The sequence below is a fragment of the Vibrio sp. A1-1 genome, from assembly GCF_021728175.1.
In the GTDB taxonomy this organism is placed as follows: Bacteria; Pseudomonadota; Gammaproteobacteria; order Enterobacterales; family Vibrionaceae; genus Vibrio; species Vibrio diabolicus.
On the sequence record NZ_JAKKCL010000003.1, the window covers coordinates 263406 to 289936 of the forward strand.

Here is a 26531-nt window from a genome sequence, read left to right on the forward strand (position 1 = left end):
CTGAAAGGGAAAGAAGCTTGTCATTCCGGTCTGTGGGACCTAACCCTAGAGCTTTACATACGAATGCCTCCATCCACTTCTAAAACTCTGCCAGTAAAGTAATCACTCTCAAGAATGTATTTTACTGCATGCGCGATTTCACTTGTTTCACCCATCCTTCCAATTGGGATCATCTTTTCTAGCCGTTCTATGGCTTCTGGTTTCATTTGCTCTGCCATCGCGGTATGTACCACACCTGGTGCAATCGCCGCCGCGCGGATACCGTATCTTGCTAACTCACGGGCCCACGTTGTTGCCATGGTTGCGACCGCCGCTTTAGATGCAGAATAATTGGTTTGACCGATATTCCCTGCTCTCGCGACACTAGAAATATTGATGATAACGCCTTGTGAACCGCTCTCAATCATCTTGACGGCAGCTTCACGCCCACACAAAAATGTCCCCGTAACGTTGACGTTCATGACCAAATTGAATTGATCCAAAGACATCTTACTGATCACGCCGTCTTTTGATTTTACAAGTAACCCATCTCTTAGCACGCCAGCGTTATTGACTAGCCCATTGAGTTGGCCAAAATCTTGGATAACCGCTTCAAACGTGTTTTCAACATCGATTTCGCTCGTTACATCCACTTGATAAGTCAACGCTTTTGCGCTCAGCATTCGGCACTGCTCTTGTGTTTCCATTAAGCCGCTAGCGTTTACATCTAATAACGCTAAATCTGCACCGGCTTGAGCAAGCGTAATTGCCATCATTTGCCCAAGTCCCTGCCCTGCACCTGTAATGGCAATGACACTATTTTTAATATCCATAGTTACTGCACTCCGTCGCTAATAATGTTCCCTATTTCAAGCCTGTTTAGGAGGTCCGAAATGATGAGTTTTACTTCACCATTTCAGACGGCTTTGTAGCAAAACTCAGTCTAGCCCTTCTTACTCTTGTAAAACTCAAACAAGCTTGAGAAGTCGAGCTCGCCGTGGCCGCTCGCGTTGTGGAAAGAATATAAATTACGTGCCAGTGAGCCCATCGGAACCGAAGAGTGTGTTTGTAACGCCGCATCTAACCCCAAACCGAGATCTTTCAACATGAGTTTGCTCATAAAGCCCGGTTGGTAATCGTTGCTGGCTGGTGCACTGTCCATCACGCCAGGGCAAGGATTGTAAAGCTCCAATGCCCAATTTCGGCCAGAGCTTTGAAGCATGATGTTTGATAACACTTTGGGATCGAGCCCATGATCGATACCTAGATTTAGCGCCTCGCACGTACCAGACATTAAAATGCCGAGCATAAGGTTGTTACAGATTTTCGCCATTTGACCATCGCCCGCTTTACCGGCATGGAAAACATTTTTTCCCATGTACTGCAAAATGGCATTGGCTTTAGAAAATGCCTCATCCGAGCCACCAACAATAAAGGTTAATGTCGCCGCTTTAGCGCCGGCAACACCACCCGAAACGGGCGCGTCGACAAACAGCACGCGTTTATTTGCCGCTTCATTGGCGACTAATCGCGCAGAGTCCGGATCAATGGTTGAACAATCAATCATCAAGGTACTTGGCGAGACAAGATTGAGGACACCTACGCCACCGTGTAAGTCGCCAAGATACACGGAACGAACGTGAGATCCTGCTGGTAGCATCGTGATGACCGTGCTTGCACCATCCACGACTTCCTCAATAGAGCTCGCCACCACCGCACCAAAAGGTGCAAGTTGCTTTGCCGCTTCGCTATCGACATCGAATACTTGCACGTTAAATCCAGACGCTAATAAGTTTTGCGCCATCGGATGCCCCATTCTTCCTAAACCGATAAATGCGATGGTACTCATGATCATTCTCCTTCTTGACCTAGTGTTTGTTCACCCAAATCAGCAAGCGGATGCTCGTCATCTGGCCAAAGTGAGGTAAACAAGGTATCGATGACATCTTCATCGACTTCACTGACACTGTTAAACATCCAGTTAGGATCGCCATCCCGGTCAATAAGCCGAGAACGGACGCCCTCTTTAAACTCACCTAATAAGGCGCTGCGAACCGATAAACTCAGCTCCAAGCGGAAGCAATCTGCAAGTGGTAAGCTGTGGTATTCTTTCACTTGTCTGAAGCAAATATGCGCGGTGATCGGACTGCCCGCGGCGAACGTTTTTTTCGCGTTTTCTATCCACTGACTGTTCCCTTCGATAGCCATGATTCGCTGTGCTATCGCATTAAGATCAAAGCCTTTGCACGCTTCCTCTATCTGATCTAAGTATGGACAAATTTGCGTGGTTGGTTTGCTATCAATAACCTGTTCTTCCATTAATTGTAGTAGCGCAGTTACCAACTCTTTCGCATCTTCTTTGCCCCACTGGAGCCGCTTTAGCTCATCCAGTAAGGTGGGATACTGCTCTTCCAACAGTAACCAATCGGCCAAACCAATAGTGACAGCGTCACTTGAATTCACCATTGAACCTGTCAATCCGAGGAATAAACCCACTTGCGGATCTATCTGGCTTAAAAACCACGTACCTCCCACATCAGGATACAGTCCGATATTGATTTCTGGCATAGCAAGGCGTGATGTTGTTGTCACAACTTTATGGCTGGTTCCCATAAAAAGTCCCATTCCACCGCCCATGACAATACCTTCTCCCCAACCGATAATGGGCTTGTTGTAAGTGTGAATGAGATAGTCACACTCATACTCCAACGAGAAATAGTCCGTACAGAACTCTACGATTTTTTCTTTACTCTCGTTATGCATGACGTGATACATAGCTCGAACATCGCCACCAGCGCAGAATGCTTTTTCTCCAGCGCCGGTTAGTACCACACAAGTCACATGCGGATCATCTTGCCACTTGATAAGCTGATCGTTGAGTTGGACCAACATGTCATACGTCAATGCATTCAATGAAGCGGTGTTGTCTAACGTTGCGATACCAATGCGGTGCACGCCATCTAAGCACTCTATTTCACTGATGGTTACCATCCCTGCCATGTGGCCTCCTATCGATTTTTCCATTGCGGTGGGCGTTTTTCTAAAAAGGCGCGAACACCCTCAACTTGATCTTCCGTATCAAAAAGATTCAGAAACAACTCTCGCTCTTTCATTAAGCCGTGCTTAAGTGGCGCAGAGCGCATATTTTGAATGAGCGCCTTACATGCGGCGACAGAAGATGGTGACTGGTTCGCAACAGATTCAGCAAGCTCCAACGCTTTACTTAACGCTTCGCCTTTGGGAACCAACTCCTCAGCCAAGCCTAGTTCTTTTGCTTTGTCAGCGCTAACTTGTTCTCCACATAAAATGATGCGCTTTGCCCAGCCTTCTCCTACTAACGCTGTGAGGTTTTGGGTACCGCCAGCGCAGGGCAAAAGTCCGACTTTGGCTTCAGGTAAAGCAAGTACCGCTTGCTCTTCAACTACTCGAATATCACAAGCTAATGCCACTTCTAAACCTCCGCCCATGGCGTAACCATTAATGGCGGCAATGGAAACACCACGGAATTCCGAGAGTGTTTCAAACGCTTCACCAAAGCATCGCGCCATGTCTAACGCAACCGCTTTGTCACCATCAGAAAATAGCTTGAGATCCGCACCAGCAGAGAAAAACTTTTCTCCACTGCCGGTTAAAACCAGTGCGTAGACCTGCTTATCATTGTTAAGTGTGAGTATCAGCGACTTCAGTACCTTGAGGCTCTCTGCTGTCCACGTATTGGCTGGCGGGTTATTCATCGTCACCACCGCAACGTGATTAGTGATCGTATGTTGAATGGCTTCTTGGGTTAATGGCATATCTGAATCCTTTCTCAATGAGCAAATCCAATACTTCGCTACAGCAAGGCCGATTCCTCAGAGAGCAAACGGCGCGCGATGATCAAGCGCATAATTTCGTTCGTTCCCTCCAGAATTTGATGCACACGCACATCTCTGAAATGACGCTCCATTGGATACTCTTTGATGTAACCATAGCCGCCATAAAGCTGCAGCGCTTGGTCGCAAACCTGAAAGCCTACATCGGTTGCGAACCGTTTTGCCATCGCGCAATAAGCCGTGGCATCCGGGTCATTTCGGTCGAGCTTACTGGCGGCATAGCGCACCAACTGCCGCGCAGCCACTAGCTCTGTCGCCATGTCTGCCAATTTGAATTGTAAGGCTTGAAACTGCGCAAGCGGCTTGCCGAACTGCTTACGTTCTTGAATATACCGTGCCGCCTGATTAAGGGCCTGTTGCGCCGTACCGACGGAGCAGGTCGCAATATTTATACGCCCTCCATCAAGCCCTTTCATCGCAAAGACAAAACCTTGCCCTTCTTCGCCCAGTAAATGGCTAGCTGGAATAACGACATTTTCAAAAGTAACCGCTCGTGTTGGTTGGCTGTTCCAACCCATTTTGGGTTCTTTGCGCCCATAGCTGATACCATCTGTTTGAGCAGGAACAACAAATGCAGACACGCCTTTGGCACCCGCTTCTCCGGTTCTCGCCATCACGACCAAAACATCTGTCTCTCCTGCGCCAGATATAAAGGTTTTGCCACCGTTGAGCACATACTTATCTCCCTTTTTTGTAGCGGAAGTGGTCAGTGCAGCGGCGTCTGATCCTGCGTTGGGCTCGGTTAAGCAATAGGAGCCTAACCACTCCCCCGTAACTAACTTCGGACAGAACTGCGTTTTAGCTCCATCGGTAGCAAAACTGGCTATCATCCAACTGACCATGTTGTGAATCGTCATAAACGCCGTAGTGGACGTACATCCCATGGCCAGTTGTTCAAAGATAATTGAAGCATCCAAGCGACTCAGCCCTAGGCCACCTTGCGCTTCTGGAGTGTAGAGGCTGAGAAACCCCAGTTCTCCCGCCTCTCTCAATACGTCTTTGGGGAAGATCTGTTTTTCATCCCACTCCACCGCCATCGGTGCTAAACGCTCATCGGCAAATTGCTGAGCGGTATCGGCAAATGCACGTTGATCTTCATTAAGTTCAAAGTCCATAAAAGCTCCTTCTATTCACTCAGCGCAGTTGGATGGTCAAATTAGGCCCCGTTGGAATATCGTCATCAAACCAACGTGCCGTCACCGTTTTAGTCTCGGTATAAAAACGTACCGCTTGTTTACCATACGCATGCAAATCGCCATAGAAACTGCCTCTCCAGCCTGTAAAAGAGAAAAATGGCAAAGGGACTGGAATTGGCACATTGATCCCCACTTGACCTACTTGAATGTCATGCTGATATTTTCTTGCAGCAGCGCCATTAGCCGTAAAAATGGAAGTGCCGTTCCCGTATGGGTTGCGATTCACTAACTCAATGGCCTCTTGCAACGTTTCGACTTCCATACAAACTAAGACAGGGCCAAATATCTCTTGCGTGTAAATCGACATATTCGCTGTTACACCGCTAAACAAGGTTGGGCCAATCCAGTTTCCATCGGGAAAGCCTTCCACTTCACACTGACTGCCATCCAGTTCACACACTGCGCCTTGTTGTTTGCCATCTTCAATTAGGTCCAATACGCGTTGTTTAGCTTGCTCACTGATCAGTGGGCCATAAGCAGCCTGCTCATCGTCCCAAGGCCCTGGGTGTACTTTCGCCATTGCCTGTTTGATGTCTTTAATCCATTGTTTTGAATCGCCGACAAATACGGCAACAGAAATTGCCATACAACGCTGCCCCGCCGCCCCAACGGAGGACCCCACTAGGTTATTCACCACTTGTTCCTTGTTCGCATCAGGCATGATCACCATGTGATTTTTAGCACCAGCAAAAGCTTGAACGCGTTTAAAGTGTTTCGTACCCGTGGTGTAGATATAACGGGCAACAGGAACCGAGCCAACAAATGACACCGCTCGAATGTCAGGATGAGCCAGCAGAAAGTCGACTTGGTCTTTGCGACCATGAACGATTTGCAACACTCCTTTCGGCGCGCCAGCTTGCTCAAATAGTTCGGCTAAACGAATAGAGGTCAACGGCACTTGTTCGGAGGGTTTAAGCACAAACGTATTGCCCGCAGCGATAGCGATTGGGAACATCCACAACGGAATCATGGCAGGAAAGTTAAACGGCGTAATACCGGAACACACACCTAGGGGCTGAATCATTGAGTAACTATCAATATCCGTGGCAACGTTTTCGACGGTTTCGCCCATCATATTGCTGGCAATGTTTGCAGCCTGCTCAACAACCTCTATACCTCGCCACACATCGCCTTTAGCATCCGCTAAAATCTTACCCGTTTCATGAGAAAGCAGTGTGGCAAGCTCATCATGATGTTCTTTGAGAAGGTGCTGATAACGAAGCATGACTCTGGCACGCTCGGATACTGCCACTTCCTTCCAGGATTGGAATGTCTCTTTCGCATTATCAATGGCGGCTTCCATCTCGTGATCCGTTGAGCAGGGAACGTACGCAATGACATCATTAGTGGCAGGATTGGTCACCTCAACCCAATCCGAAGTTTGAGATTCACGAAACTCTCCACCAATAAACAAGGGAACCAAACGAGTCATCATTTACTCCTTTCTGATTTCAATTAAAGCGGTATTTCAATGCCTATCGCCGTTGCCTCTCCACCACCGATACAAAGTGACGCAACGCCTCGCATCACTTTTTTGGCGTCTAGATCACCGTCGGTACCTAAAGCTTGTAGCTGACGCAAACTATGAATCAATGTCACCAGAATTCGTGCGCCACTTGCGCCTATCGGATGCCCGAGTGCACACGCTCCGCCTTTAATATTGACTTTGCTCATATCAAGCCCAAGTTCTGCTACCGCGATTTGTGTCACAACAGCAAAGGCTTCATTTATCTCCCACAGATCCACTTCGTCAATTGACCAATCCAACTGGGACAACAACTGTTCAATCGCATAAACGGGAGCCAAAGTATATTCAGCAGGTTTTCTGGCGTGTGTGGCGTGAGACTTGATAACGGCGAGTGGCTCAAGACCTTGGTGGATCGCAGTCTCTTCATCCATTAGAACAAGCGCTGCAGCGCCATCGGAAATCGCACTCGAATTAGCAGCGGTCACCGTGCCTTTTTTATCGAATGCAGGTTTGAGTTGAGGGATTTTATCCAGATCAACCGAGCGCGGGTGCTCATCGTAATCCAGCGTTCCTTGTTCAGACTTGGTGTTGAATTCAATCGGTGACAGCTCGTCGGAAAATAAGCCTCGCTCTTGAGCTTCCAACGCACGTTTTGCCGACATCACTGCCCATTCGTCCATTTGCTCTCTGGTAAACTTAAGCCTATCTGCGACGTGCTGAGCATAAACACCCATTAAGTGCCCTTCGTACGCATCTTGCAATCCATCGAGAAACATGTGGTCATACGTCGACTGGTGGCCCATGCGCATTCCCTTTCTCGCCTCTTTCAATAAATACGGCGCATTGGTCATACTCTCCATACCACCAGCAATGGCCGTTCGAATCGTTCCAGCTTTGATAAGATCGTGCGCCAACATGACGCTCTTCATGCCGGAACCACACACTTTATTGATAGTCGTGCACCCTACACTCATGGGTAAATCCGCACCAATTGCCGCTTGTCTCGCCGGGGCTTGCCCACAACCAGCAGGGAGCACACATCCCATGAAGACTTCATCTACAGATGTCACATTCACTTCGTGCATTGCCGCCTTGATCGCCAGTGCGCCTAATTGGGGAGCGGAGTAAGTTTGCAACTTTCCTTGAAAGCGCCCGATCGGCGTTCTCTTCGCGCTGACAATCCAGATGTCTTTTTCCATGATTCGCATTCCCTTGAGGTATATGTGAACACTAGACTGACTGATAACGCCCTTGCATGACATTGCTTACCAAGTGCTACGCCAGTCTTTGTCGCCCTTTCTCACTGACAAACTTTCATACTGCGATTTCTTGACGTTTACGTAAGCATAGCACTAGCCTTTACAATGAGATGAAAAAACACACCAAGTAGGCGTTTATCTTTCAAAATTTGCGTTCGGCCTTTCCGTTGAAGGTTCGATTTCCAGAAACTGGATTTTTATTCGAGGTAAGTATGTTATGGAAAAATACAAAATCAGTGACCTCGCCAAGGAGTTTGATATTACCACTCGCAGTATCCGGTTTTATGAGGACGTAGGTCTGATTGAACCAGAGCGAAAAGGCAACATGCGCGTTTATCAACGCAGAGATAAAATTCGTCTCAAACTTATATTAAGAGGGAAACGGCTCGGTTTTTCACTGGCAGAAATTCGTGAACTTTTCGAGCTCTATGACATGCAACAAACCGAAGGACAGTTATTGAAAATGCTCAATATCATTGAAGAGAAACAAGCCGTCCTACAACAGCAACTCAATGACATCAGCGTCGTAATGGCAGAGTTGAATGCCGCTAAAGAACGCTGTATTCAAACACTCAAAAGCAAAGAGACATAACCGCTATACTCAAATAGCGACACTGCAATCGGCTTTTCCACCTTACCTCTGATATCGGGAGACGTTATGAAAAGCACCTACGCCCCACTGAATTTCGGACTTGGTGATACCATCGATATGCTCCGAGACCACGTTAATGCCTTTGCTACGGAACATATTGCTCCCATCGCCGCAGATATAGACCGCGATAACCAGTTTCCGAACCATTTGTGGCCTTTGTTTGGAGAAATGGGGCTGCTCGGTGTCACCGTTGATGAAGAACTTGGTGGTGCAGGCATGGGATACCTTGCTCACGTTGTGGCGATGGAAGAGATCAGCCGAGCCTCTGCCTCCGTCGCTTTAAGCTACGGCGCTCATTCCAATCTGTGCGTCAATCAGATTTTTCGCAATGGCACGCCTTCTCAACGCAAGAAATACCTTCCCAAACTCATCGATGGTACGCACGTTGGCGCCCTAGCTATGAGTGAGCCCAATGCCGGTTCAGACGTGATAAGCATGCAACTGAAAGCGGAGAACAAGGGCGACCATTTTGTACTGAATGGCAACAAAATGTGGATCACCAACGGTCCCGACGCTGACATAGTGGTGCTTTACGCTAAAACGGATGTCAATGCAGGTTCACGAGGTATTACCGCATTCATTGTTGAACGCAACGTCGAAGGTTTCAGCCATGCTCAAAAGCTGGACAAACTAGGCATGAGGGGCTCGAACACTTGCGAACTTGTATTTAACAATTGCGTAGTGCCAAAAGAGAATATTCTTGGCGAGCTGAATCAAGGCATCGAGGTGTTAATGAGTGGACTAGATTACGAGCGCGTCGTCCTCGCTGCCGGACCACTCGGGATAATGCAAGCTTGCATGGACATTGTGGTCCCGTACGTACATGAACGAGAGCAGTTTGGAAAATCCATTGGCGAGTTTCAGTTAGTTCAGGGCAAGATCGCCGATATGTACTCTCGAATGAGTGCAGCAAAAGCGTATGTATATACCGTCGCAGCGGCTTGTGATCGAGGTAACGCAACGCGTAAAGATGCCGCAGGAGCGATTCTATACAGTGCAGAACTCGCCACACAAATGGCACTCGATGCAATCCAATTGCTCGGTGGGAATGGCTACATCAATGAATACCCTGCTGGTCGTTTGCTACGTGATGCAAAGCTTTATGAAATCGGCGCGGGTACCTCAGAGATTCGCCGCATGTTAATAGGCCGAGAACTGTTCGAAGAATCTCGCTAAAGGAACATACGACAAGGAAGTCATTATGGCCATTATCAAAAGTAAAACTAAGCCAACTGACGAGTTATTTCTTTCCAATAAAGCTGCGATGGAAACGTTGGTCACTCAACTGAATCAACATATCGAGACCATCAAACAAGGAGGCGGTGAAAAAGCCATTCAGCACCAGAGGCAAAAAGGAAAACTCCCCGCACGAGAACGCATCGCGCGCTTGCTTGATGACAACACTGATTTTCTTGAAATTAGCCAGTTTGCCGCCTGGCAAGTGTATGACGAATCCATCCCCTGCGCTGGTGTTATCGCCGGCATTGGTATCATAGAGGGGATTCAATGCATGGTCATCGCCAACGATGCTTCGGTAAAAGGCGGAACCTACTACCCACTCACGGTAAAAAAACACCTTAGAGCGCAAGAGATTGCCCAACGTTGCCAACTCCCCTGCGTGTACTTGGTGGACTCCGGTGGCGCAAATCTCCCTCATCAGTCCGACGTCTTCCCCGACAAAGAACACTTTGGTCGCATTTTCTTTAACCAAGCGAGAATGTCGGCGAAAGGCATCCCCCAAGTTGCTGTTGTGATGGGGCTTTGCACTGCTGGGGGCGCATATGTTCCTGCCATGGCGGATGTGTCCATTATGGTCAAAGAGCAAGGCACCATATTTTTGGCGGGACCGCCTCTGGTGAAAGCGGCCACTGGCGAAGTCGTGACGGGTGAAGAGCTCGGCGGTGCAGACGTGCATTGTCGTAAATCTGGTGTTGCTGATTATTACGCTGAAAATGATGAGCATGCCCTAATGCTTGCCCGAGAAGCCATTGCCAATGCCAATAGAGCGAAACCGATTAAGCCGGAAAACACCGTGCTACCTCCCCGCTACGATGCTGAAGAAATCTACGGAATCGTGAATGCCAACTTACGACTATCATTCGACGTTCGAGAAATCATTGCCCGCATCGTCGATGATTCTGATTTTGACGAATTCAAAGCCTTGTACGGCAGAACGTTAGTGTGTGGCTTTGCTCGCATTCACGGACACTTGATCGGCATTGTGGCAAACAACGGCATCTTGTTTTCTGAATCGGCACAAAAAGGCGCGCACTTTATTGAACTTTGCGCCAAACGGAAAACACCGCTTCTCTTTCTCCAAAACATTACCGGATTTATGGTCGGGAAAAAGGTGGAAGAAGAAGGCATCGCAAAACATGGCGCCAAGCTGGTGATGGCCGTCGCTTGTGCTGACGTACCGAAGTTTACCGTGATCATCGGTGGGTCGTACGGCGCTGGCAATTATGGCATGTGCGGCCGAGCTTATGATCCAACCATGATGTGGATGTGGCCGAACGCTCGTATTTCTGTGATGGGCGGAGAACAAGCGGCAGGCGTCTTAACACAAGTTCGAAAAGACGCGAAGGAACGCCAGGGAGAAGCGTGGTCAGAGCAAGAAGAACACACTTTTAGAGAATCGATCATAGACTTGTATGAAACACAAGGACATCCCTATTTTGCGAGCGCTCGGCTATGGGATGATGGAATTATTGACCCCAAACAAACGCGTCAGGTGTTGAGTCAGGCGCTAACGGCAGCATTAAATGCTCCCGTTCCTGATAGCGAGTTTGGCGTCTTCAGAATGTAAATATCCAAAGATGAATTAAGGAAGTTAGTATGCAGGAAATGCAACCAAGCATTATTCCCAACGCCCAAAGGCAAGATGATGTTCTTTGGCATGTCGATGACAATGGCGTAGCAACCATCACTCTAAACAGAACAGCCAAGCACAATGCTTTTGACGCTTGTACGATCGACTTGCTGATCCACCGCCTAGATTATCTCGCTTTACGAACGGATGTGCGATGCTTGGTATTAAAAAGTAACGGCAAGCACTTTTCATCCGGGGCCGACCTGAATTGGATGCAGTCGATGGCCGACAGCACGAGGCAAGATAATTTCGTTGATGCCCAAAACTTGGCAAGACTCATGGAAACACTAGATTCGTTCCCTCAACCCACCATCGCGGTTGTACAAGGCTCCGCTTACGGCGGCGCGCTGGGATTGATTTGTTGCAGTGATATCGCCATCGCGAGCCAATGTGCCAACTTTTGCTTAAGTGAAGTTAAGCTTGGTTTAGTTCCGGCAACCATTGCACCCTACGTCATGCGCGCGATGGGGAATCGACAAGCTAGACGTTATATTTTAAGTGGTGAAGTCATTTCAGCCGAGGATGCCGAACGGTTTGGTATTGTGCACGAAGTGAAAGAAGCCAAACAACTTGAAAATGCGGTCGATAGCGTGATCAAGACGTTACTACTTAATAGCCCAGATGCGATGCGTAAAGCGAAAACGCTCTGTCACCAATGTCATCAAAACCCCATCGATCAACAACTGATTCACTATACCAGCAAGCTCATTGCGGACATTAGGGTATCGCCACAAGGCCAAGATGGCTTGCAAGCGTTTCTTGAAAAACGAAGCCCAAGTTGGGTAACCAAATCACAGGACAAGTAATGCTGCCTTCCAAAGTAAATATTGTCGAAGTAGGTCCACGAGATGGGTTGCAAAATGAATATCCTGTTGCGACCCAGACTAAAATCCGGTTGATCAACTTACTCTCTGATACTGGGCTAACGCATATTGAGGCGGGCTCTTTTGTTTCGCCCAAATGGGTGCCACAAATGGCGGACTCAACAGAGGTCATGAAAGCAATAACAAGGCGAAATCATGTTACTTATTCTGCCCTGACACCAAACCTAAAAGGCTTCGAACAAGCCTTGGAGGCTGGTGCCAATCAGGTCGCAATTTTCACTTCATCATCAGAAGGATTCTGCCAACACAATATCAATTGCTCGATTGCAGAAAGTTTAACTCGCTTCGAGCCTGTAATGCGATTAGCCACCAAACACGGCATCCCTGTTCGAGGTTATCTATCCTGCGTTGCCGATTGCCCTTACGACGGTCCGACAGACGCTAAAAAGGTGGCGAGCGTGACCAAATCCCTCATCGATTTAGGGTGCTATGAGGTGTCTCTAGGTGACACCATCGGCACAGGCACGCCAAATCGAATTGCAGCCATGCTGGAAGCCGTCATGTTGGTTACACCTCTCCCCCAACTTGCTGTCCATTTCCACGATACATGGGGACAAGCGCTCGCCAATATTCATCAAGCATTGAGTATGGGCATCAATACCATCGACAGCAGTGTAGCTGGGCTGGGTGGATGCCCATACGCTCATGGTGCCTCGGGGAATGTCGCGACGGAGGATGTACTGTATTTATGCCAAGGATTAGGGATCGAAACGGGGATCGACCTGGAGCTGTTAGCAAAAGCTGGCTGGATGATCAGCGAAGAGCTTAATCGAGAACCCACGTCAAAAGTATCGCTAGCTTTGCGTAACCGTATGGCACCTCTAACGTAAGACGTTTATTAAACCTCGTAGTTTGCTTTGATACCAATATCAAAATGAAGTGGCATCCGCCACTTTGATATAGACAGGAAGCCCATAATTAAGCCAGACAACCCTGTTGCAATATTCGCTACCGTCAGTATTTCGAAACAAAACGCAAAGGTTGCGATGACAAGTAGCACTGGCACCGCTTTCAAGCCTGGAACTTTAAAACAAAAGGATTCTTTCAGCGCCACACCGGAAAAAGTGACAAAGACAAAACCAAGAGAAAGCCACACGCGGGATAAGTCTGGATCGCTCACCATGAAGAGCAGTCCCACCCAAGTTGACCAGCTGATGACAGTACGCACAGTTTTACTGTAGACATGGATATTTGCTGCAATTAATACGCCTGCAATGGCGATGAGCAGCAACACATTTCGATCATAAAATGCCGAACCTTCAATAAGGTGCAAACCCGATATCGTCATCGCGATAAGTCCAAAGGCAAATACGCTAATTCCTAAACGGTATAAACAGACACTTAAAATATCTAAAAAGTCTAGTGATTCCTGATACTCAGTATTGGCCATGCTTCACTCCTAAATTGTTCCCTACCCAAACCTCTTGAAGCTACCTAGGGATAGACAAACGAAATCGACCGCCAGTACGATAAATAATAAGAGAGAATAAGATAAGCACACAGCCTACTAGCTTATTTGCCGTTAGCACTTCGCCATACCACAGCACGCTTAGAATGACGGTCCAAACTGGCTCTAATATCATGATCAAGGCAGCATTACCTGCCTGAACAAATTTTTGCCCCATGGTTTGCATTACGTAACGCAAGCTCGTCGCTAGCAAGGTGCTCAACGCGAACCACCACCAAATGGAGGAGTCAACCTCTGCCGGAAAAGACTCCATAAAGAAAGAAACCAACAAACCTAAACAACCAGCAGAAAAAAGCTGCACGCAAGTAAGCAGCAACACAGGTAGTTTTTGAGAGTATTTGCTGTTCACATTAAAATGAAGCGCCAAAACCAGTGCTGCACCAAGAAACCAAAATTGACTGGCCGATTGTTTCCAGCCACCAACTAAAGAGAGACAGGCGAGCCCTAATACCGCGATAGGCAAAGAAAGCCAGAAAATTCGTTGTGGTCGTTGACGAAACATAACCCACGCAACAATAGGCACAAATAGCATGGAGAGACTCATGATAAATGCGCCTTCCCCGAGCGTGTCGCTGATGGAGATGGCGTAAATCCATGTCATAACGGCACTACCTAACAGTAGCCCGACACCACCAGCAGAAAGCACATCTCTCAAATTCGCTTTCAACAAAGGTCGATAGCACAACGGCAGCAGACAGAGCGATGCAATAGTAAATCGCGCCCCGATAAAGCCGAAAGGTGGTAAACCCTGTATTGTTTCCTTAGAAAAGATCCAACCAAGTGCCGCGATCATCGTTGTCGCAACCAGAATAACCGTCGCTTTGCGTTCTGAGTTAAACATAAGTACTCACAAAATATGGAACACAGTATCGCAGCAAGGGAAGTTTGCTGCGCTGTTGTATCAATTTGAAAGGAGTTTCTATCGAGCGGAAGTGAAAGCCCGATTCTCTCCTGTGTTGTTGTTACGCAGATTGAAGTTCTGCGGTCGGATACATTAAAGGCAGGTAAAGTCTTAAGGCAAGCGTTTTCGTATACTAAATTGCCTAAGCATCTTATGCACTAAACAAACTGGCTAAAACTTGGACCGGATGTCGAACTACCTCCCCTTCAAAACGCTTAACTTGACTGCGACAGGAATACCCCGTGGCTAACACACGCTCAGTGGGCAGGTTCTTTATATTCGGTTTCCAACTCAGCTGATAAATAGCTTCAGACGTACTTTTCTTATCCACTTCATGGCCGAATGTCCCTGCCATGCCACAACATCCCGTAGGTATCACATGCAGCTTTAAGCCAAAGTGATGAAAAATAGACTGCCAAGATTTCTCAGTCTCCGGTATTTTGGTCTTTTCTGTGCAATGCGCCATCAAATACCAAAGCTCTTCATCCGATGCGCGTACAACTGGCCATTCATTGAGTGTATTCACCAGCCATTCATGAGCCGTATAAACTGTAAATTCGCCCCGCTTTTCTTTTAGAACCTGATGGTATTCATCACGATAACAAAGCACTAAGGCTGCATCGATACCGATCATAGGAATTTCAAGCTCAGCAACTTGTTTGAGAAAATCCGAAGTGTTTTGTGCATTTCTGGCAAATGCCTTAAGGAAACCTTTTACATGTTGAGCTTTCCCATTGGGTTTGAAAGGCAGAACAACAGGGTGTTTCCCTAACCGCTGCAATAACTGAATAAAGTCCGCAACCAACTCGGCTTCATAAAAGCTGGTAAATGGATCTTGAACAATCAAGACGTAATTTTGCTTCACTTCTGGGGAAAGCGATTCTAGATACGCAAAGTCGAACGGGCTCACTCCAAGTGCCTGACATCGACTTTGCAACGTAGGGATCGATAGCACTGGCGAATCAACAAAACCAATGGATGTCTCTAATACTTGCGTAACGGGCCGAGTAGATGCAATTTGATTAACCAGCTTGGGGGCTTTTGCCATAATCGGCAGCAGTTGCTCAATATTCGACACCAGATAGTCGCGCAGAGGTCTGCGATAACGTGAGTGATAGAGGTGTAAAAAACGCGCTCTAAAATCAGGCACATCAACTTTAACAGGGCACTGACTCGCACACGCTTTGCACGCTAGACAGCCATTCATCACCTCATAAACTTCATGCGATAGGTCATCAGATGTGGGGCGAGATATCAGTTGGCTCAGCTTCTGAGCCAAAAGCTTAACAGATAACGTTTGATTGAGAAGCTGTTGTTCGTTAGCGAGCAAATCGAAGCCACTGTCATTCAGGCGACGCAGCCATTCACGCATTATCCCAGCCCTCCCTTTCGGAGAGTGGCGACGATCGGCTGTTACTTTAAATGATGGACACATTGGGCTGTCAGCATCGTAATTAAAACACAGCCCATTGCCATTGCAAGACAGCACGGGCTTAAGCGACTCTCGCACTTCTACGGGGATCTGACGATCATAGTAGCCACGCTTGGTCGCTGTGACTTTTACCATTTCAGCGTCGCTATTCAGTGGCGTGCAAATCTTGCCCGGGTTCATTTTATTGTCGGGGTCAAACGCCGCTTTAATACGCCTTAATTCAGTAAAGAGCTCATCACCAAAGAAGGCAGGTCCATATTCTGAGCGATATCCTTTACCGTGCTCTCCCCACATTAAGCCATTGTATTTTGCCACCAGCGCGACCACATCATCGGACAGTTGATGCATCAACGCTTCTTGCCCAGGATCACACATATCGAGCGCCGGACGCACGTGAAGGACGCCTGCATCCACATGCCCAAACATGCCATAATGCAGGTTGTTGCGGTCTAGCAACGTACGAAATTCCGCGATAAAGTCCGCTAAATTTTCAGGCGGCACACAGGTATCTTCCGCAAATGCAATCGGCTTTGCCTGCCCTTTGGTCGCGCCAAGCAGCCCAACCGCTTTCTTGCGCATACCATAAATGGCTTGGATGTCTTGGGGTTCACGACAGACTTGATAACCGATGATACCACTGCGTCGGTGAGCCATTTCTTTATCGAGAATTGAAAGTAAGCGTTCAACTTTATCCTCAATATCATCGTTGTGACTGCCTGCGAACTCGACAAAGTTAATCCCTTGCATCTCTTTGCCCTGCACATCTGAGATCGCATGTTTTACCGAGTGCCAGACAATGTCTTCTCTTGCAAGATTGAGCACCTTTGCATCAACCGTCTCTACCGATAGCGCCTCTGCTTCGACCATCAAGGGAGCATTTCGTAGCGCAGAGTCAAAACTATCGTATTTAACGTTCACTAACCGTCGCGTGGTAGGTATTCGCGTAAGATTAAGCTTGGCTTCAGTGATAAAAGCTAACGTACCTTCAGAGCCACATAATATTCTCGTGACGTCAAACTCTTCACTCTTGTCGTTTATGGCATTTTTTAGGTCATAACCAGTAAGAAATCGATTCAGAGGAGGAAACTTATCCAGAATCTGTTGACGCTTGTCTCGACAAACTTCCTCCGTAATTTTTAATGCTCGCGATACTCCATCACTGTTTAACCATTTGTTTTGTTGAATTGCTTCGGTATCGAGAACCGAACCATCCGCCAATACGGCTTTGAGCGCCAACACATGATCCGAGGTTTTACCATATTGCAAAGAGCCTTGGCCTGATGCATCGGTATTAATCATCCCACCTAATGTTGCGCGGTTGCTGGTCGATAGATCTGGAGAGAAGAAATAACCATAAGGGCGAACGATGTCGTTGAGTTGATCTTTGACTATCCCAGTTTCCACTCTCACCCAGCCTTCCTGCTCGTTAATCTCTAACACTCGATTCATATAGCGAGACAGGTCAACCACGATCCCCGAGTTCAATGATTGTCCGTTGGTGCCCGTTCCGCCTCCTCTGGGCGAAAAGGTCAGGTGCTTAAATTCATCACGTGCACTGACCTTGCCAAGTATTACCACATCATGATGGTTGGCAGGAAAGACGACCGACAAAGGAAGTTGCTGGTATACGCTGTTGTCAGTCGCCATGCTCAATCGAGTGGTATAGCGGGCATCAGTATCCCCCTTGAAACCAAGTTGTTTAAGGGTGTTAAAGAACTTGATAACCACAGGATCAGAGGAAACCTGTAACGGAAGTGCAGGAAGCATAATTTGAATCAGTGCCTTACGGTTGTCTTTTTAGGTTCGTAATAGAAATGCGGAGTTAAAAGCGGTAGAGGCGCTTGGGGTTATCGACCAGAATCTTGCCAAACAGTGTCATATCTTGCGTCCAGTGCCACAAGGTATCTAGCAGCTGGCCATCACTTGGCATCTCAGCATCAAAACATGGGTGAGGCCAATCCGAGCCCCAGACGCATTGCTCTTCATTCGCTTCTAACAAAGCTTGAGCAAACGAAGAAACGTCATCATAAGGCGGTGATTGAGGCGACAAACGATACGGCGCCGACAGTTTTGTCCACACTTTCCCTTCGGCCTTAAGCTTCAATAAGGTTTGAAAACCAGGATGAGAAATCAGCTTGTTTGTTGGCATATGTCCAAGATGATCAATCACTACGGGCACAGGTAAAGCCCTTAATCGGTGATATAAGTCATCAAACTGCGAAACATCAATTAAGCATTGAAGGTGCCAGTGTCGCTCTGCAAGGCGAGCCGCTAAACGTTCAACATCACGCCACTCAATACCACCTTTAAACAGCAAATTCATCCGCACCCCACAAAATCCCGCTTCTTGTAGCTCATCCAGCGTTTGCTCGGAAACATCCGCATCCACGACCGCGACGCCTTTGTAGTCGTAACCTTGCTGGCGCAAATACCGCAATGTATCAAGATGCAACTGGTTGTCATTGCCATACACACTCGGCTGAACCAGCACGCCATGACGGATGCCTAATTGCTGGTGCAAATGCAGGTATGCGCCGACGCTGGCATCAGGTGGCGTGTAGGTTCGCGTTTCACAGTACGGATAACGTGAAGAAAAAACGTGGGCGTGACAATCAACCGCGCCTTCAGGAATCGCGATTGTTGGTTTATGTACAAATGGGTCAGCCGCTTCACAAAATGGAATTATGCTCATCAAAAATCATCCTGTCAGAAAGATAGAGGTGCCATCAACGAAAGCACCTCTTGAAGACTTAACTGAAGTTCTCACTCAACCAGTTCGCGATCACGCCAGAGAACTGAATAAACTTAGGATCGTCGTCCAACATCCACTCGGTGTGACCACCTTCCGGCAGTAAGAATAGAGATTTCGGCCCAGGGTATTTCGCGTACAGCGACTTTGCTTCGGTCACTGGGTGAAGGTCGTTTTCTGCACCGTGCGCAATCAAGATTGGCGCGTCTGCAAATCGCTCGTCCAGTAGAGCTTCCGGTTTGAAATTGATGAGAGAATCCGCAAAATCCAGATCAGATGTCACGCCGTAGCCCGGCGCTTTGACCAGTTCAGTGAATACATATTCGCGGCTTACTGGATCAAGCGGGTAGATTTCAAATGGATCAATCCCCTGCTTTTCTCCACCAAGAGCAAGACGTGTACGCTCTTCTAACATAAATTGACGGAACGCTTTCCAGCCGTGCTCGCCACGTTGAGCCACCTGAACACGTACCGCATCATAAAAGCCGTTCATGGAGATAAGGCCATCAATCGCATCTTGGCAAACTCGGTAAGCATCAAGAATTAATCCCCCCGCCATGCCCCAGCCAGCCAGTACGACTTTGCGGCCTTCCTCGTCAGCGCGCTGTTTCACAACCGCAACCGCGTTCGCGATGTCGCGTACTTGTTCATCCAAAATAACTCGCTCACGAATGCCCTCAGATTCACCAAAGCCACGGTAGTCAAATCCGAATACCGTAAAGCCCTTCGCAGTTAAGGCTCTCGCGTAACGCTCTGGGTGAATATTTTTTTGCCCAGTAAAGCCTGAGCAGACAATAACGATCGGTAAGTCTGGGTTGTTAACGTTCTCGTCAGTAAAGAAAGCGCCATCAAGGCGTAGACCATCACTAATTACTGGGGCTTTTTGTTCAATCATAATTATCTCGTCCAAATGAATGTGTATGCTCGACAAAGAACTCCTTGTCTTAAGTCACATCATGTTCGAATTTTGATAGCAATAATTTAACAATTGCGACATTCTTATCCAGAAATACGACATAGATGAACTGCCCACTTGGTGACCACAGAGAATGAAAACGACACACACGTATCGCATTGGTTTTTTCCTTATTCCTGATTTTTCGATGCTCTCTTTTTCGGCGGTTATCGAACCTCTTCGAATGGCCAACCGCCTCGCTGGTTGCGATTTGTATCAGTGGGATATTTATGGATTCGAAGATAAAGAAGTATCGGCCAGTAATGGCGTTTCATTCTCGCCAACACAGTCAATCAACAACATTGCTCATTTAGACTTGCTGCTGGTTGTGGCAGGTATTGGCGCCCATGTTGCTGCTGCGAGTGGCTCGGTGAATCAATGGTTAAAACAGGCGCTTCGTCAAGGCATCGCCGTGGGCTCGACTTCGACAGGCAGCGTGTTGTTAGCAAAAGCTGGCCTGTTAAAAAACAAAACGTGTACCGTGCATTGGGAGTCCGCCAACAGCCTGGCAGAGGAGTTTCCAAACATTAACGTGACCAGTGAGTTGTACGAATTCGACCCACGCACACCAACTTGTTCGGGCGGCTTAGCCGGTTTGGATATGATGCTTCATTTAATTACAAACCAACATGGGAGCGACTTGGCGAATCAAGTGGCTGAGCAATGCATTCACCCTGCGATTCGACCAGCGCATGATAAACAGCGGATGTCGTTAATCCGTAAGCACAACATCCGCCACCCGCGCCTGCTCGACGCTGTAGAGATCATGGAAGCCAACATGGAAGAACCGCTAAAATGCTATGAAATTGGCGAACAAGTAGGGTTATCGGTCAGGCAGATGGAGAGGTTATTTTTGCAATACTTGCAAGACAAACCAGGCAATTACTACCTTCAATTGCGCTTAGAACGTGCTCAACATTTGTTGTTGCAAACCATGCTGTCCATCACCCAAATCAGCACCGCTTGTGGGTTCAGTTCTACATCGTATTTTGCGCGCTGCTACAAAAAACGCTATGAAAAAACGCCGCGTGAAGAGCGACGTTTAGCTTAAGATTGAGTAAGAGAAAAGAAGTTCGATCTCTTCGATCTCATCGTGATGTGTCAGGCGACGTGTCAGACGGCTTATCAGACAACGTGCCTTGGTAAAGCAGTGATAGCCAAGCAAGTACCTGCTCTTTACTGGCTTTATCAAGTTGCAAACAGCCCTCTTCTATCGCTGACACGCGTGAAGCGGACAATTCTTTCTCTGCCAAAGTATGAAACTTACCTCGCATCTCGTCTCGACTGAGCGGATTTTCAGGATTACCTCGCGCAATACAGGGAGGCGAAGTCAGTTTGTCGCCATTTTTCAACGTCACCACGACATGCGCCCAGCGTTCGGCTGGAAACTTATCATTGTAAGCAGGCTCTTCAATTAACTTCATCCGCTCCGTAATTGCCAAGCGAGCAGGATCTTTCAGTCCTTTGGTAACGGCTTCTACCGTGACCGTATTATCCATGACCGCACTCGCGACTGAAAATGGCAAACTGTACTGAGCCTGCTCGGTTGTCTCAGGGCGCTTGGTATGCAGGCACACCGCCTGGTGAAAGCTGTGAACTTCGATAAGTTCAATCTCATCAGGTTTTAGTTTATTTTCTTGTTGCAGTGCTCTCACCGCTTCAACCGCAGGTTGAGCCCAACGACAAACCGGATACGGTTTAAAGTATTGCTCCAGAATATACCAGCGCTGCCCTAAATCTGCCCACAAAGCGTGAGTTTGTTGGTCCAGCAGAGTCACGGCTGGCGCGCCAGTAAATCCTTCTTCTGCCAGCTCTGCACTGGCAAAGCCCACCATTGCTCCCCAGCCAGAGCCGTCTTTGAGCATGGTTGGATGTTCAATACAACGCATCATTTGGCTGCGTGGACCATAAAACTCAGCAATGCCGAGCGCATGCTCTGTTTGTGCCTCCGTTAAGTCTTTTCTTCTTGCAGACACCGCAGCGACGCCCAACGCATTCCAAGCACCAGAAGTATGATAATCACAAGCGGTTTGATGCAGCGCGATTCCGGCGCGAGTTGCTATTTCGTAGCCAATGACGAGGGACGTTAATAACTCTTCTCCCGTAACTGCTGACTCATGCATACTGGCGAGCAGCCCCGGCAAAACAGCGACGCCAACATGGCCTTTCGTCAGGACTTGGCCGTCGTGCGCGTCCATACTGTCAATCAACATGCCGCCATATAGAGTTGCCCCACAACCACTAGCCATGTGATCAGAAAACAGCATCGGCGTATCACCGGCAAACTGCTTCTGCGCGAGTTTGGCTACCATGTTTTGCAGCTGCGTCGCTTTACCAGCTGCGGCGACACCTAACAAATCCAAGACGCAATATTTCGCTTGTTCAATAACGTCAGCAGGAAGCTGTTCAAAGGTTAATTCGTGAATAAATCGATGAATAGATTGCATCATCTACTGCTCCAGTTTTAGCGTTTTGCCTTCGACAATAGCGTTGTGATCAATGGTGTATTGCTGTCTCGCACGGTAGGCAGCTCGAATCTGGCTTTATCAATATCGTCCAATGACAAGGTCGCAGTTATCAAGGTTTCACCGTCTTCTGCCTGCGCCAATAGCTCACCCATTGCAGACAAAATACAGCTTCCTCCCCAAAACCACGCTTCGTCCTCTGGCCCGTAACGATTGGCCATCAAAACTGGGGTTCCGTAGAGCACCGCATAGAATTTAACGTTAACTAACCAGTTGTCTTCATTGGAAAAGTCTTTACTGACAATACTGCTGGCCGAATTGATCGGCGCGAGCAAGATTTCAGGCTTATCGAGTAGCGCGCAATGAACCAAAGGTGGGTTCCATAAATCGGCACAAATTAAAACCGAGCCTCGCCAATTTTCGTCAAGAGAAACGCTGGTGGTAGCCTCTCCCGAATGAAACCACTTACCCTCTTCAAGCCCACCATAGGTTGGTAAATTGATTTTGCGATGCACAGCAACCACCGTACCACCGAGCAACCAAGCCATCGCGTTGTAGTACTCTCCCGGAGCAGCCTGTTCAACAAAACCGACAATCACGGACATCTGCGGTGCAAGTTGCGCAAGCTCTTTAAGCCGAGCATCATCACGCTTCATGGCGACTTGACGCACTGAGGATTGGAGCTGGTATCCGGTCAAGGAGAGTTCAGGAAACAGCAATAGCTGCGACCCCAAGGCCGCAGCTTGCTTTATGTAATCCTGATGAGTATTCAGATTGGCATTCACATCGCCTAACTGGGCGTTGATTTGGGCCACACTGACTTGCAGGATAGTCATGGTATTACCCCAAGTTATGCTCAGATAGGAACTGGCTTGCGACTTCTGAGATCGAACGTCGCTCCACATCAACTTGTTGATTCAAAGTCGACATCGTATCGCCATCGATCGCCGCAGAAAGCGCGTTCATTTGCTCGGCAAGCTCTGGGTTCACATCTAGCGTTTCTTGGCGAACCACAGGAGTGATCGCGTAATCAGGGAAGAACTGTTTGTCATCCGTTAAAACGGTAAAACCAAATGCTTTGATACGACCATCGGTTGCAAATACGAGCGCAGCATCGACTTCTTTCCCTTTCAGCGCATCATAAGTTAACCCCGTATCCATGCGTTTCACTTGGTCTCGTGACGCTTTGAATTTGTAGGTTTTCTGTAAAGGTCGGAAGCCATCTTTTCGTGCATAGAATTCCGCATTCAAAGCAATGGTCATTGGCGGGTCTTGGCGCATTTGCTCGGCGAAGTCGGATAAGGTTGAGATGCCACGTTGTTTCGCATCGTCACTGCGCATAGCGAGCGCGTAGGTGTTGTTCGCTTTTGAAGGGTTAAGCCAAACTAGGCCTTTCTTCGCATCCAGTTCCTTAACGCGTTGATACACTTGATCTGCTGGGAGCTTGTCTTTGACTTTGTTGTAAATGATCAGTGATGTGCCCGTGTATTCCCAATAAAGATCAATCTGGCCGTTTTCTTGCGCTTTACGCAAAACCGCACTGCCCATGCCCGAACGTTTATCGACGTCGTAGCCTTTTTTGGTTAAATATTGAGACGTAATTTCCGTTAAAAGCTGTTGTTCTGTAAAGTTTTTACCACCTACGACGATTTCCGCAGATGCGTGAAAACTTGAAAGCAGTACACCAACGGCCAGCAAGCGGCGAGTAATTTGCTTAAACATGTTTGACTCCTGTCTGTGTTCAATTTTTAGGATTGTTATTGTCTAGCTCTAATAGGGTTACAGCCTTTAGGTACAGTGACATAGGAAACGGCTCCTACCACACTGTCGATAGCGATAGCCAACATCGCTGTAGGAATAGCGCCTGCCAGCATCATGATGGGTTCATCCAGATCAATACCGGTAAAAATGAGCTCCCCTAACCCACCGCCACCAATTAAGAAGGCCAGTGGAACGGTGCCCACGTTGACAGCTAACGCCGTGCGGATACCGGCAAAAATGACGAACAGCGCATTAGGAATTTCAACCTGAAACAACATTTGTAACTCGGTCATACCAATGCCTGACGCCGCTTCTTTTAAATGAGCGGGCACTTCTTTCAGTCCAATGTAGGTGTTTCTGACAATCGGCAACAACGAGGCAATCGTCAGCCCAAATACCGCAGGCACGGTGCCAATGCCAAGAAAGCTCATTGCCAGCGCGAGAATGGCTAAAGTAGGAATCGTGGTCCCCACATTCAAAACCTGCATCGCCGATTCTGCGACTTTCTGAAAACGGGGACGGCTGAGCAATACGCCGACGGGAATCGCGATTAGGATCGCCAATCCACCAGACAGCAGCACCAGTTCAATGTGCTGAACCGTCAAATAAACAATGTCTTCTTGGTAGTAAAGAAAATCATCGATCGTACCCGCGCCTTGTAAATAAATACCCAACGCAAAGACACACGCCAATAAAACGAAATAGTAGGTTTGTTTGAGCTGATTGGTCACGATGCCTCCTTAGCCTGATGCAATGGCTGCGGCTGACTAGGAGAGGTATCGCGCTGATAAGTTGCACCGAGATAATGGGTAATGCCGCGCTGTGTGACTTCGCCCACTAAGCGGCCATTCTCGTCAACACACGGCATCCAAACAATGTCGTGCGTGAACATCTTCGATGCGACTTTACGCAGATCATCCGTGGTTCGGGCGATTGTTTTCAGGCCGACATAATGTTCGCCGCAGTACCCCTTCATATTGATTGCGGTAGCTTTTGGCACATAACCGATAGGTTGGTGTTGGTCATTCACTAATATCACGGCGTCGCGATACCCATACGCGTCAATTTTGGTTAGGGCGTCGGCAAGCGTATCGTTAGGTTTCACGTACGCAAAAGTGGTCTGCATGACGGATTCAGCCGTCACTAAGCGAAGACGTTTAAGTGCGCGATCATCTCCGACAAAGTTTTTCACGAAATCATCTTTCGGGTGTGCGAGCAAATCGTCAGGCGTATCGTACTGAACCAGGTGACCATCACGGAAAATCGCAATTCTATCGGCCATTTTGACCGCTTCATCAATGTCATGACTGACAAACATGATGGTCTTGTTGAGCTCTTGCTGCATTTTAAGGAACTCATCCTGGATTACTTCACGGTTGATCGGGTCAATCGCACCAAAAGGTTCATCCATCAGCATGACGGGAGGATCCGCAGCTAGAGCTCGGGCAACACCAATTCGTTGCTGCTGTCCGCCAGACAACTCATTTGGATAACGATTAAGGAAGACACTAGGATCAAGAGCCACCATCTCCAATAGCTCTTTTGCACGCGTCATGTACCTTGCCTTATCCCATCCTAATAACTTGGGAACCACCGCGATGTTTTCGCCGATCGTCATGTTAGGAAATAAGCCAATTTGCTGAATAACATAGCCAATGTTGCGGCGCAGAGTGACCGTATCCATCCCAGAAGTATCTTCACCGCCAAGATAGATCTTGCCCGATGTCGCGGGAATAATTCGGTTGACCATTTTCAGCGTGGTAGTTTTGCCACAACCGGATGGGCCAAGTAACACACAAATTTCACCACTGGGAACTTCCATCTCAATGTGATCTGCGGCAGTCACCGGGCCATTAGGCGTTTCAAAAATTTTGGTTAGCTTGTCAATTTTGATCATTTGAATGTCCCTATTATTTATCCTTTATCGAGCTGCAGTCAGGCCCGGTGGCGTTAATCTTTTTTGTAGTCGAATCAATCCGTAATCCGCGATGATAGCCAGAAGGCTGACGGCGATGGCACCAACAATCAGTTGTCGAGGATCACTTTGCGAGATGCCACGGCTGATAAACACGCCCAACCCTCCTGCTCCGATATACGCGGCGATCGCCATAACGCCAATATTCATTACTACTGCCGTTCTCACACCCGCCATAATCACCGGAATCGCCAATGGAATTTCCACCATTTTCAAACGTTGAAAAGGCGTCATCCCGATGCCGCGAGCTGCCTCTCGGAGTGACGGTTCTACGTTGTGAATGGCGGTATAAGTGTTGCGAATAATAGGCAGCTGAGAATAAAGCAGTACGGTAATCACGGCGGGCACGTAGCCAATCCCATGACCAATGGTCGATAAGAGAGGAATCATCAAACCAAACAGTGCGATTGAAGGGATGGTGATAATGATGGACGCTACGTAAAGCACCACTTTCGCAACGCGCTCATTTTGTGTGATAAGAATGCCGATAGGTACGCCAGTTAGGATGGCAAGCCCAACAGCCAGAGCGACCAAAGAGATGTGCTCCATGGTAAGCGTACCTAGCAGTGCTAAGTTATCTATGGTGAAATTTAGTAAGTCCAAGTAGGTCTCCCCCAACTGTGATTCGCAACCAAGTTAACAGAAG

At 48.0% G+C, this 26531-nt stretch carries 24 protein-coding genes; 6 read left to right on the forward strand and 18 right to left on the reverse strand.

The annotated features are described in order from the left end of the window. Positions 1 to 53: 53 nt before the first annotated feature. From L3V30_RS08125 to L3V30_RS08155, 7 genes are all read right to left on the reverse strand, one after another. Entirely contained in the window at positions 54 to 812 is a 759-nt protein-coding gene (locus L3V30_RS08125; RefSeq protein ID WP_005390975.1) for an SDR family oxidoreductase, read from the reverse strand. 110 nt (positions 813 to 922) lie between these two features. Continuing rightward, positions 923 to 1828: a 3-hydroxyisobutyrate dehydrogenase gene (gene mmsB / locus L3V30_RS08130; protein WP_005390978.1), complete on the reverse strand. Its 906-nt coding sequence runs from the start codon at positions 1826 to 1828 to the stop codon at positions 923 to 925. Between the two features lie 2 nt (positions 1829 to 1830). Then, complete coding sequence (locus L3V30_RS08135; protein ID WP_237308675.1) at positions 1831 to 2979, reverse strand: enoyl-CoA hydratase/isomerase family protein; 1149 nt, start codon at positions 2977 to 2979, stop codon at positions 1831 to 1833. Between the two features lie 8 nt (positions 2980 to 2987). Next, the gene (locus L3V30_RS08140) at positions 2988 to 3773 is read right to left on the reverse strand and encodes an enoyl-CoA hydratase (protein ID WP_005390981.1); all 786 of its coding nucleotides are present in this window, start codon (positions 3771 to 3773) and stop codon (positions 2988 to 2990) included. A gap of 38 nt (positions 3774 to 3811) precedes the next feature. Further along, entirely contained in the window at positions 3812 to 4966 is a 1155-nt protein-coding gene (locus L3V30_RS08145) for an acyl-CoA dehydrogenase family protein (RefSeq protein WP_237308676.1), read from the reverse strand. Between the two features lie 19 nt (positions 4967 to 4985). Beyond that, the gene (locus L3V30_RS08150) at positions 4986 to 6479 is read right to left on the reverse strand and encodes a CoA-acylating methylmalonate-semialdehyde dehydrogenase (RefSeq protein ID WP_237308698.1); all 1494 of its coding nucleotides are present in this window, start codon (positions 6477 to 6479) and stop codon (positions 4986 to 4988) included. 23 nt (positions 6480 to 6502) lie between these two features. Continuing rightward, the gene (locus tag L3V30_RS08155) at positions 6503 to 7714 is read right to left on the reverse strand and encodes a thiolase family protein (protein WP_237308677.1); all 1212 of its coding nucleotides are present in this window, start codon (positions 7712 to 7714) and stop codon (positions 6503 to 6505) included. Between the two features lie 277 nt (positions 7715 to 7991). Here L3V30_RS08155 and L3V30_RS08160 point away from each other — a divergent pair, with 277 nt between their 5' ends. The 5 genes from L3V30_RS08160 to L3V30_RS08180 all read left to right on the forward strand — a co-directional run bounded on the left by L3V30_RS08160 (position 7992) and on the right by L3V30_RS08180 (position 13009). Further along, positions 7992 to 8366 (forward strand): MerR family DNA-binding transcriptional regulator, encoded by a 375-nt coding sequence (locus L3V30_RS08160; RefSeq protein WP_012842485.1) that lies wholly within the window; start codon positions 7992 to 7994, stop codon positions 8364 to 8366. 66 nt (positions 8367 to 8432) lie between these two features. Next, on the forward strand, positions 8433 to 9602 hold the full coding sequence (locus L3V30_RS08165) for an isovaleryl-CoA dehydrogenase (RefSeq protein WP_237308678.1): 1170 nt from the start codon (positions 8433 to 8435) through the stop codon (positions 9600 to 9602). Positions 9603 to 9627: 25 nt separating this feature from the next. Then, entirely contained in the window at positions 9628 to 11232 is a 1605-nt protein-coding gene (locus L3V30_RS08170; protein WP_237308679.1) for a carboxyl transferase domain-containing protein, read from the forward strand. Between the two features lie 29 nt (positions 11233 to 11261). After that, on the forward strand, positions 11262 to 12101 hold the full coding sequence (locus L3V30_RS08175; protein WP_048625205.1) for an enoyl-CoA hydratase-related protein: 840 nt from the start codon (positions 11262 to 11264) through the stop codon (positions 12099 to 12101). Beyond that, complete coding sequence (locus L3V30_RS08180; protein ID WP_237308699.1) at positions 12101 to 13009, forward strand: hydroxymethylglutaryl-CoA lyase; 909 nt, start codon at positions 12101 to 12103, stop codon at positions 13007 to 13009. The genes L3V30_RS08175 and L3V30_RS08180 overlap by 1 nt, the downstream gene beginning before the upstream one ends. 8 nt (positions 13010 to 13017) lie before the next feature. On the opposite strand, the gene L3V30_RS08185 is transcribed toward L3V30_RS08180, so the two are convergent. The 5 genes from L3V30_RS08185 to L3V30_RS08205 all read right to left on the reverse strand — a co-directional run bounded on the left by L3V30_RS08185 (position 13018) and on the right by L3V30_RS08205 (position 19624). Beyond that, the gene (locus L3V30_RS08185) at positions 13018 to 13569 is read right to left on the reverse strand and encodes a DUF2301 domain-containing membrane protein (protein WP_237308680.1); all 552 of its coding nucleotides are present in this window, start codon (positions 13567 to 13569) and stop codon (positions 13018 to 13020) included. Positions 13570 to 13609: 40 nt separating this feature from the next. Beyond that, positions 13610 to 14488 (reverse strand): DMT family transporter, encoded by an 879-nt coding sequence (locus tag L3V30_RS08190; RefSeq protein ID WP_048625206.1) that lies wholly within the window; start codon positions 14486 to 14488, stop codon positions 13610 to 13612. A 211-nt stretch (positions 14489 to 14699) separates the two neighbouring features. After that, entirely contained in the window at positions 14700 to 17747 is a 3048-nt protein-coding gene (locus L3V30_RS08195) for an FAD-binding and (Fe-S)-binding domain-containing protein (RefSeq protein WP_237308681.1), read from the reverse strand. A 55-nt stretch (positions 17748 to 17802) separates the two neighbouring features. After that, positions 17803 to 18672, reverse strand: coding sequence for an amidohydrolase family protein (locus L3V30_RS08200; protein ID WP_237308682.1), 870 nt, complete (start codon positions 18670 to 18672; stop codon positions 17803 to 17805). A 58-nt stretch (positions 18673 to 18730) separates the two neighbouring features. Then, positions 18731 to 19624, reverse strand: coding sequence for an alpha/beta hydrolase (locus L3V30_RS08205; RefSeq protein WP_005375755.1), 894 nt, complete (start codon positions 19622 to 19624; stop codon positions 18731 to 18733). 154 nt (positions 19625 to 19778) lie between these two features. Here L3V30_RS08205 and L3V30_RS08210 point away from each other — a divergent pair, with 154 nt between their 5' ends. Then, positions 19779 to 20735, forward strand: coding sequence for a GlxA family transcriptional regulator (locus tag L3V30_RS08210; protein WP_047009304.1), 957 nt, complete (start codon positions 19779 to 19781; stop codon positions 20733 to 20735). A 37-nt stretch (positions 20736 to 20772) separates the two neighbouring features. Here the strand turns inward: L3V30_RS08210 and L3V30_RS08215 are convergent, their stop codons facing one another. Genes L3V30_RS08215 through L3V30_RS08240 form a run of 6 tightly spaced genes read right to left on the reverse strand, consistent with a single transcriptional unit; the run spans position 20773 to position 26488 of the window. Beyond that, positions 20773 to 22134 carry an MmgE/PrpD family protein gene (locus tag L3V30_RS08215; RefSeq protein WP_237308683.1) on the reverse strand — a complete coding sequence of 454 codons (1362 nt, stop codon included), beginning with the start codon at positions 22132 to 22134 and terminating at the stop codon, positions 20773 to 20775. Between the two features lie 14 nt (positions 22135 to 22148). Beyond that, a complete protein-coding gene (locus tag L3V30_RS08220; protein WP_237308684.1) occupies positions 22149 to 22985 on the reverse strand; it encodes a nitrilase-related carbon-nitrogen hydrolase in 837 nt (278 codons plus the stop codon). 4 nt (positions 22986 to 22989) lie between these two features. Then, a complete protein-coding gene (locus L3V30_RS08225) occupies positions 22990 to 23871 on the reverse strand; it encodes a glycine betaine ABC transporter substrate-binding protein (RefSeq protein ID WP_237308685.1) in 882 nt (293 codons plus the stop codon). A 35-nt stretch (positions 23872 to 23906) separates the two neighbouring features. Beyond that, complete coding sequence (locus L3V30_RS08230) at positions 23907 to 24641, reverse strand: ABC transporter permease (RefSeq protein ID WP_006742426.1); 735 nt, start codon at positions 24639 to 24641, stop codon at positions 23907 to 23909. Beyond that, positions 24638 to 25807, reverse strand: coding sequence for an ABC transporter ATP-binding protein (locus L3V30_RS08235; RefSeq protein ID WP_046873661.1), 1170 nt, complete (start codon positions 25805 to 25807; stop codon positions 24638 to 24640). Before L3V30_RS08235 ends, L3V30_RS08230 begins: the two co-directional genes overlap by 4 nt. 24 nt (positions 25808 to 25831) lie before the next feature. Beyond that, positions 25832 to 26488 (reverse strand): ABC transporter permease, encoded by a 657-nt coding sequence (locus L3V30_RS08240; RefSeq protein ID WP_031780180.1) that lies wholly within the window; start codon positions 26486 to 26488, stop codon positions 25832 to 25834. Positions 26489 to 26531 lie beyond the last annotated feature (43 nt).